Raw genomic sequence first — 7,483 nt, 5'->3', positions numbered from 1 at the left:
CAGTCGCACCGCATCGCGCAGGAGGAGATCTTCGGCCCCGTCCTGTCGGTCACCACGTTCCGCACGCCCGAGGAGGCGGTGGAGCGCGCCAACAATACCGAGTACGGCCTCGCCTCCGGCATCTGGAGCGACAAGGGCTCGAAGCTGTTCTCGATCTCGCAGGCGCTGAAGAGCGGCGTGATCTGGGGCAACACCTACAATAAGTTCGATCCCGCCAGCCCCTTCGGCGGCTACAAGGAGAGCGGCTTCGGCCGCGAGGGCGGCATGCACGGTCTTCTTCCGTACCTTGAACTTCCATCGCAGTCATGGCAGCCACAGACGCCCACGAACGGCTCCCCGTCTACAAAACCCGCAAGCTCTACATCGGCGGCGGCTTCCCCCGAACCGAAAGCGGACGATACATAACCGCCACTGACCCAACCGGCGAATTCGTGGCCAACATCTGTCGCGCGTCGCGCAAGGACTTTCGAGATGCGGTCGTGGAGGCCCGGGAGGCCCAAGACGGGTGGGCGGAGCGGAGCGCCTTCAACCGGGGGCAGATCCTGTACCGGATGGCAGAGATGCTGGAGTCGCGCCGGTCGGCGTTCGTCGACACCCTGGTCGGGGCGGCCGGGTACGCCGACGAGGAGGCCGAGGCGGAGGTCGACGCGGCGATCGACCGGCTCGTCTACTACGCGGGCTGGACCGACAAATTCGCGCAGGCGTTCGGGAGCGTCAATCCGGTGGCGAGCTCGCACTTCGACTTTTCCGTGCCCGAGCCGTCGGGCGTCGTCGCTGCGTTTTGCCCGCAGGGGGCGCCGCTTCTGGGCCTCGTCTCCTGCATGGCCCCGATCCTCGTGCCCGGCAACACGGTGATCCTTCTCGTAGAGAACGACGCCCCGACGCTGGCCCTCGACCTCGCGGAAGTGCTCGACACGAGCGACCTTCCCGACGGGGTCGTGAACATCCTCACCGGCCACCGGGAGGAGCTCCGGGGGCATGTGGGGGGGCACCGCGACGTGGACGCGATCCTGAGCGTGGGGGCGTCGACGGAGGAGCGCACGATATTGCAGCAGGAGGGCGCAGAGAGCGTCACACGGATGGAGTTTCGCCCGGATCGGTCGCCCACGGAGTGGCGGGCCGATGAGAGTCAGTCCCCCTACTGGATCGTGCCGTTCGTGGAGTTCAAAACCACGTGGCACCCGGTCGGTCGCTAGAAGAGACGGACCGGTCTGATGGAGTCCTTTGCCAATCCTTGCTTTTCCATGCGTGTCTATTCGCCCCTCTCTATCTTCGCGCTGGCCACTGTTCTGTGTGCCTGCACGGGAACGTCGCAGACCTCGGGGCAGAGCGGCCCCGCCGAGCCTGAGCCGGAGGCCCGTGAGCGCGCGCCCTCGGTGGCTGCGTACGAGACCTTTGACCCGTCGGCCTACGACGCACGCCCCCCGGAGCGCACCGTGGAGGTGACCCACCAGGTCCCCGCACGATTGATGCAGGGGCGGGCGGACAAGGGCGTGCAGCAGACCGTCGACGGGTTTCGGGTTCAGGTGTTCTCGGCCCGGGACAAGCAGGCGGCGCAGGACTTTCGGGAGCAGATGCGGCTGTGGTGGCAGGAAAACAAAGGGGCGGCCCCGGTCTCGGTGTTAGGAGAGACGCCCCCCATCGTCGTTCAGTACTCGCAGCCCTACTATCGGGTGCGGATGGGGGCCTTTGCCGAGCGCGACGCCGCCGAAGACGCGCTTGCCTTTGTGCAAAAGGAGTACCCGAATGCCTTCATCGCCCGCAGCACCGTTACGGTGACGAGATGAGGACCCCGGTCGGCGGCATTACGGCGCAGAGCGCTCGAGGGATTGTGCCGTCTCCGCGAGTCGGCCGACCAGCCTGGGGGCATACGTCTCGTGCTCCGGCTTCATCAGCACGCTGCGGAGGACGGCGGCCTCGTCCCGATCAGCCGTGAGGGACGGGTGGAGGGTCGTCAGGGCGTCGGCGGAGAGCCGGTAGACACTGGTGAAGATAGGGGCGTCCGGGTCGTTCATGGCCGCGTCGAAGAGGGCCTGGCTCGCCTCGTGAACGGCGGAGAGGGTTTTCTCCTCGGTCGTAGGCATGTACGCCACGATGTCCGTTTCCGGCGGGGCCACGACGCGGAGGGCGTCGGTGGCCTCCACCGCGTCGGTCCAGGTGCGGGCCGCCCGCACGCAGGCGGCCAGGATGGAACCGAGCCCATCGTCCGGCGCCAGGGGGAGGGCCTTCAGCGTGCACCAGAGCGCCCCGGCCGCCGCCCCGGGCCGCGAGCATTCCAGGCTGATCTCGCCGAGGTGCAGGTCGTCGGACGTGAAGTAGGTATACGGTGAGTCGTGCCGGTAGAAGCGCCCGACCGCCGGATCGCGGAAGAGGATGCACCCGCAGCCGTAGGGCTGGAGGCCGTGCTTGTGCGGGTCGATCGCCACGGAGTCGGCCTTTTCAATGGCCCGAAACCGCTCGGCGGGAAAGCCTTCAATCTCGGGCGCGGCGTCTTCTGTGAGTATCCGAAAGAAGCCCCCGTACGCGGCGTCGACGTGAACGCGGGCGTCGTGTGCCCTGCACAGCGGGATTGCGTCGTGGATGGGGTCGACGGCCCCGAGGCCCGTGGTCCCGGCGGTGAGCACGACTGTCCCGATGTCGTCCTGCTCCAGGGTCCGTTCGAGGCTGTGCAGGTCCATTCGCCCCCGCGCATCGGCCGATACCGGGACCACTTCCGTGTCGAGCACGTCGCCCATGCGCCCGTGAGTGTAGTGTGCATTCTCGGCCACGGCGACCGCCTGGGCCGGACGCAGCTCGCGGGCGACCCAGAGGGCCTCCAGGTTGGCCACGGTGCCGCCGCCGGTGAGGTGGCCGAGGGCCGTGTCGGGGAGGCCGAGCATGGCGGCCAAGTCGGCCACGACTTCCTTCTCCATCTGGCTGGTGGGTGGCCCGCCGTCGAGCGCGTGGTTGTTCGGGTTGATGCGCTGGGCGGCCGCGTACGCTGCGAGGGCAATGGGATGTGGCGGCTTCAGCATCTGCCCGGCGTAGCGCGGATGGTGGAACGGATAGTTGCCTTCGAGCCGCTCCAGGTACTCGTCGAATACCGCGTCGAGACGGCCCGGGTCGACGCCGAGGGACGGATGCGGGTCAAACGATCCCCAGGACTGCTCCCAACCTTCGACGTGCTGAAGGGCGCGGTGGAGGAGAGCGTTGGCGGACGTGGAATTGGCCACGATGGAATGGGAAAGATTGAAAGAGTACAGAGTGGAGAAACGGCTACTCGTCACACGTAGACACCGCTTCCGGAATTTTGGTTGGGGCGTTGAGGTACGTGGAAAGGTGCAGGGCAAGAAGGGGCGCGGTGAGGAGGCCTTTCGAGCCGAGGGCGGTGAACGACCAGATGCGCTCGCGCCGCGGAAGGGGCCCGAGGAGCGGCCGGTTCGTCTCCGGGTGTTTCACGCGGACGCCCGCTACTTCGTGGAGCACCTCGGCCTGCGTGAGGCTCTCAATCATGGTGCTCGTCTTTTCCTGGATGTACGCCGTGGCGTCCGGGTCCGGGGCGAGGTCGTCGTAGTCGTTGTCGTAGTTGCTGCCGAGGACGAGCGTGTTGCCCTCGGGGACGACGTAGCCCCGTCCCGACATCGGCGGGAGGGAGCCCGAGAGGGAGTCGGGGCGACGGACGCGGACGGTCTGCCCCTTCACGCCGTCCAGCCCCAGCCGACGCAGTTCGGGGAAGGGGGGAAAGCCCTGGCCGAGCGCCAGGAGCACGCGGTCAGCCCGCAGGTCTTCAGTGTCGTCGCCGCGGTCGACCTCCACCACCGCGGCGCCGGGCGTCTCGCGCCAGTACAGAACGGGCGCCTGCGTCTCGATCGTCGCCCCGCGGGCCTGTGCCGCGTCCAGTAACGCGTCGACCATCGCCTCGACGTTCACGGCGCCGCCCCGGGGAACGAAGAGCGCGCCGCGGTCCGGGCGCGCCGCGGGAAACCGGTCCTGCACGGCGCCGGGCGGCAGCCAGGTCGCGAGGTCCGGGTGGTCCTCAGCGGCCGCCCGGAAGGGCGCCACCTGGTCGGGCTCCACGGCGGGGCGCAGGACGCCGGTGTCGGGAAACAGCTCGGCGGCGTCGGCCCGTTCGAGGAGAGACGGCACGGCGTCCAGGGCTTCGTGCAGGCGCCAGACGGGACGGGCACGCCGGCCCATGAATGGGTTGACGAGCCCCGCGGCGGCCCCGGACGCCCCGGACGCGGGCTCCTCGGACTCCAGCACATGGACCTGGTGGTGTCGGCTCAAGGTAAAGGCCGCGCAGGCCCCGGCCAGCCCGGCCCCCGCGACGATGATGTCGGCGTCGTAACGCATCGGCAAAACAATAAAGCGCAGTGCAACGTCTTTTTTTCACACGTGTCCTACGGGCTGACGTTCGGGACAACTTCGAAAAATGATTCTCCGAGAACGAAGCAGCTGGGCGTCCGGGGGGGCGTGTCGTAGGGGGGCGGCCGGACGCTCCACGGCGTGTGTTGCATAAATCCTTTGTGTGGGTATGGATCGGGATGTTCTCATCGTTGGGGGCGGCACGATCGGGCTGAGCATCGGCTTTGAGCTCGTCCGCCGCGGCACCCCCGTAACCATTTTCGAGAAGGACGAGGCCGGACGCGGCACGTCGTACCAGGCGGCGGGCATGCTGGCCCCGGACGCTGAGATCGAGTTCGAGGAGCGAGAGCTGTACGACTTCAACCGAGAGAGCCTGCGGCGCTGGCCGGACTTTGCCGATCGGGTGGAGGCGGCCTCCGGGCAGTCGGTCGACTACCGCGACGAGGGGACGCTCATTGTGGCCGATGACCGCGATGCCGCCGAGGCCCTGGAGCGGCTCTACGAGTTTCAGCGGGACCAGGGCTTGGACGTGGAATGGCTCACCGGGGAAGAGGCGCGGGAGATCGAGCCGTTCGTGGCCCCGAGCCTGGCCGCCGCCGTGTTTGCCCCGTCGGACCACCAGGTCGACAACCGTCGCCTCGTGGCGGCGCTGAAAACGGCGTTCAAGGCAGAAGGGGGCACGCTGTACGAAGAGACGCCCGTCGAGGCGGTGGTGCCGGACGGGGAGGCCCCGGCGGTGCGAACGGCCGACGGAGAACGCATTGAGGGCACCCGTGTCGTGGTGGCGGCGGGCGTTTGGTCCCGCGAGCTCGATGGGCTGACCCCCGACGCCACGCCTCCAGTGCGCCCGGTGAAGGGACAATCGCTGCAACTTCGAAGCAAGCGCCCCTTCGATCTCCAGCACGTAATCCGAGGGCCCGAGGCGTACCTTGCCCCCAAGAGCGACGGGCGCATCGTCATGGGGGCCACAAGCGAAGAAATGGGCTTCGACACCACGGTGACGGCGGGGGGGCTCTACGACCTTCTGGAGGGGGGATGGGAGGTGGTGCCCGGCATCCGCGACCTGCCGGTGGACGAGACCTGGGCCGGGCTGCGGCCGGCGAGCCGCGACCACGCGCCCCTGCTGGGCCCATCGGCCGCCCCCGGCGTGCTCATGGCGACCGGTCACTACCGCCACGGCATTCTGCTGACGCCCATCACGGCCGAAGAGATTGCGCAAATGATCCACACGGGGGAAACCTCGAACTGGATCCAGCCGTTTTCTCCGTGTCGCTTTTCCAACCCCAAATCCTCCACTGCGTCCGCATGAGTTCTCCGGCCGACGCCACCATTCCCATCACGGTCAACGGCGATGCACGCACGGTCCCCGAGAACTATTCGCTGACCGAGCTGCTCCGGGACCTGGAAATCGACCCCGAGAACGAGGACGAGGCCGCCGGGGTCGCCGTGGCCCTTAACGAGAGCGTGGTCCGTCGCCAGGACTGGGACGGCGTGCGGCTGGCGGAAGAAGACTCGATCGAGGTCATTCAGGCGCAGCCGGGGGGATAGGACCAAGAAGAGGTGCCGACGTCTTTTCTGCTGAGTCTTCCGACCATGAGTGACGCCCCCCATACCAACGGAGCCTTCGCGAGCGAGGCGGACGACGCCCTCGTGATTGGCGACCACACCTTTTCGTCCCGTCTCATCGTGGGGACGAGCCGCTACCCAAACCCGCAGGTCATGCTCGATGCCCTGGAGGCGACGGGGACCGAACTGGTTACCGTCGCGATCCGGCGGGTGAACATCGAGAACCCGGCGCCCGAAAGCCACCTCGACCTCATCCGCAAGGGGGGGTACGAGGTCCTGCCGAATACGGCGGGCTGTTACACGGCCCGCGAGGCGGTCTTGACTGCTCGTCTCGCCCGGGAGGCCCTTGGGACCGACCTCCTCAAGCTGGAGGTGATTGGGGACGACGAGACCCTTATGCCGGATGTGGAGCAGCTGCTCGACGCGGCCCAGACGCTCGTCGACGACGGCTTTACGGTCCTTGCCTACGCGAACGACGACCCCATCACGTGCCGCAAGCTGGCGGATCTCGGGTGTGCGGCCGTGATGCCGCTCGGGTCGCCCATCGGGAGCGGCATGGGCATCGTCAACCCGTACAACCTGCGCATCATTCGGGAGATGGTGGAGGACACCCCTTTGATCGTCGACGCGGGCATCGGCACCGCCAGCGACGCCGTGACGGCCATGGAGCTCGGCTACGACGGCATCCTGCTCAATACGGCCATTGCCCAGGCCCAGCACCCGGTCGACATGGCCTCTGCGATGCGCATGGCGGTTGAGGCGGGACGAAAGGCCCACCGTGCCGGACGCGTCCCACAGCGCCTATACGCAGAGGCCTCTTCTCCGATGGAGGGGCGGGTTGAGGCGTAGACGAACAAGGCCGGCGAGGAGGCTGGGGGAGAGCGCCGAGGCCGGCGGAGGGGCCATAGGGGTTGGGCTCCGGCATCGGGGGGCAGCACTGAACCGCGAATCCTTTGACGACCTTCGCTGTGCACCTTCCATACCCATGCCTGGCCTTGATTGCCGACGAGTTTACCGACGACGCCCGGGCTGAGCGGGCGGTGGAGGCGGTAGAGGCCGGGGTGCGCTGGGTGCACCTCCGAGACCACAACGCGGGGCCGGAGGCGTTCACGTCGTCGGCCCGAACCCTCGTTCGCCGGCTCTATTCTGTGACGGCCGACGTCACCGTCACGATCAACAGCCACCTCGAGGTGGCCAATGATTTCGGGCTTGGAGTGCATGTCGGACGGCGAGGGCCGTCCGTGATGACGGCCCGTGAGACTCTGGGGGCGGACGCGCTGGTTGGATACTCCGCCCACGAGCACGTGGAGGCGGAAGGGGATCGCACGCAGGGGGTCGACTATTACTTCTTTAGTCCGGTCTTCCCAACGTCCAGCAAACCAGATCAGCCCCCCACCGGCGTTGGGCCCCTTCGGGCCTTCTGCCAGACGGCGGCCCCGGTGCCCGTTCTGGCCCTCGGCGGCATTACCCCCGAGCGGGTGCCTGTATGCCGGGAGGCCGGGGCTCGTGGCGTCGCTGTGCTTTCTGGCATCATGAACGTAGAGACGCCCCGGGCGGCGGCCCGCGCCTACCT

9 protein-coding genes are annotated in these 7,483 nt (G+C 67.9%); 7 read left to right on the top strand and 2 right to left on the bottom strand.

All coding sequences use genetic code 11. The annotated features are described in order from the left end of the window. The 3 genes from V5A20_RS12135 to V5A20_RS12125 form a co-directional block, all read left to right on the top strand. Positions 1–405, top strand: a 405-nt coding sequence (locus V5A20_RS12135; RefSeq protein WP_332327444.1) for an aldehyde dehydrogenase family protein, incomplete at its 5' end; no start/stop codon positions are given. Further along, the gene (locus V5A20_RS12130) at positions 306–1,196 is read left to right on the top strand and encodes an aldehyde dehydrogenase family protein (protein ID WP_332316783.1); all 891 of its coding nucleotides are present in this window, start codon (positions 306–308) and stop codon (positions 1,194–1,196) included. The genes V5A20_RS12135 and V5A20_RS12130, both read left to right, overlap by 100 nt. Before the next feature lie 48 nt (positions 1,197–1,244). After that, on the top strand, positions 1,245–1,787 hold the full coding sequence (locus tag V5A20_RS12125) for an SPOR domain-containing protein (protein ID WP_332316782.1): 543 nt from the start codon (positions 1,245–1,247) through the stop codon (positions 1,785–1,787). Between the two features lie 18 nt (positions 1,788–1,805). Here the strand turns inward: V5A20_RS12125 and V5A20_RS12120 are convergent, their stop codons facing one another. Together V5A20_RS12120 and V5A20_RS12115 are read right to left on the bottom strand one after the other, a co-directional pair. After that, positions 1,806–3,212, bottom strand: a complete 1,407-nt coding sequence (locus V5A20_RS12120; protein ID WP_332327443.1) for a pyridoxal phosphate-dependent decarboxylase family protein — start codon at positions 3,210–3,212, stop codon at positions 1,806–1,808. 43 nt (positions 3,213–3,255) lie between these two features. Continuing rightward, on the bottom strand, positions 3,256–4,332 hold the full coding sequence (locus V5A20_RS12115; RefSeq protein ID WP_332327442.1) for an NAD(P)/FAD-dependent oxidoreductase: 1,077 nt from the start codon (positions 4,330–4,332) through the stop codon (positions 3,256–3,258). 181 nt (positions 4,333–4,513) lie between these two features. On the opposite strand from V5A20_RS12115, the gene thiO reads away from it, so the two are divergent. From thiO to V5A20_RS12095, 4 genes are all read left to right on the top strand, one after another. Beyond that, positions 4,514–5,653: a glycine oxidase ThiO gene (gene thiO, locus V5A20_RS12110; RefSeq protein ID WP_332327441.1), complete on the top strand. Its 1,140-nt coding sequence runs from the start codon at positions 4,514–4,516 to the stop codon at positions 5,651–5,653. Beyond that, a complete protein-coding gene (gene thiS / locus V5A20_RS12105; RefSeq protein WP_332327440.1) occupies positions 5,650–5,892 on the top strand; it encodes a sulfur carrier protein ThiS in 243 nt (80 codons plus the stop codon). Before thiO ends, thiS begins: the two co-directional genes overlap by 4 nt. 45 nt (positions 5,893–5,937) lie before the next feature. Next, positions 5,938–6,759 (top strand): thiazole synthase, encoded by an 822-nt coding sequence (locus V5A20_RS12100; protein ID WP_332327439.1) that lies wholly within the window; start codon positions 5,938–5,940, stop codon positions 6,757–6,759. A 146-nt stretch (positions 6,760–6,905) separates the two neighbouring features. Continuing rightward, a partial coding sequence (locus tag V5A20_RS12095) for a thiamine phosphate synthase (protein ID WP_332327438.1) occupies positions 6,906–7,483 on the top strand: 578 nt, incomplete at its 3' end.

Source organism: Salinibacter sp., from assembly GCF_036626415.1.
In the GTDB taxonomy this organism is placed as follows: Bacteria; Bacteroidota; Rhodothermia; order Rhodothermales; family Salinibacteraceae; genus Salinibacter.
The sequence above is the reverse complement of the archived record's forward strand: the minus strand, read 5'-3'. Positions and strand labels throughout refer to the sequence as shown.